The sequence below is a fragment of the Spirillospora sp. NPDC046719 genome (genome assembly GCF_040645715.1).
Taxonomy (GTDB): domain Bacteria; phylum Actinomycetota; class Actinomycetes; order Streptosporangiales; family Streptosporangiaceae; genus Spirillospora.
The window spans coordinates 1-243 of the sequence record NZ_JBEYYT010000008.1 but is presented as its reverse complement, the minus strand read 5'-3'; the positions used below and the strand labels follow the sequence as shown (position 1 = coordinate 243).

The window sequence follows — 243 nt, the reverse complement described above, 5'->3', positions numbered from 1 at the left end:
CCGCCACACACGCCACCCTCGACGACCCATACGCCGTCACCGACCTGCTGAGCCGACTACAAGAGATCGGGGCCACGGACCAGGTGGCCGCGCTGGCCGACCGAGCCGCCACACACGCCACCCTCGACGACCCATACGCCGTCACCGACCTGCTGAGCCGACTACAAGAGATCGGGGCCACGGACCAGGTGGCCGCGCTGGTGGCCCGTGACCCCGCCACACACGCCACCCTCGACAACCCAC

1 protein-coding gene is annotated in these 243 nt (G+C 70.4%); it reads left to right on the top strand.

The window, feature by feature from the left end; all coding sequences use genetic code 11:
• A partial coding sequence (locus tag ABZ914_RS02865) for a hypothetical protein (protein WP_500191217.1) occupies positions 1-243 on the top strand: 243 nt, incomplete at both ends.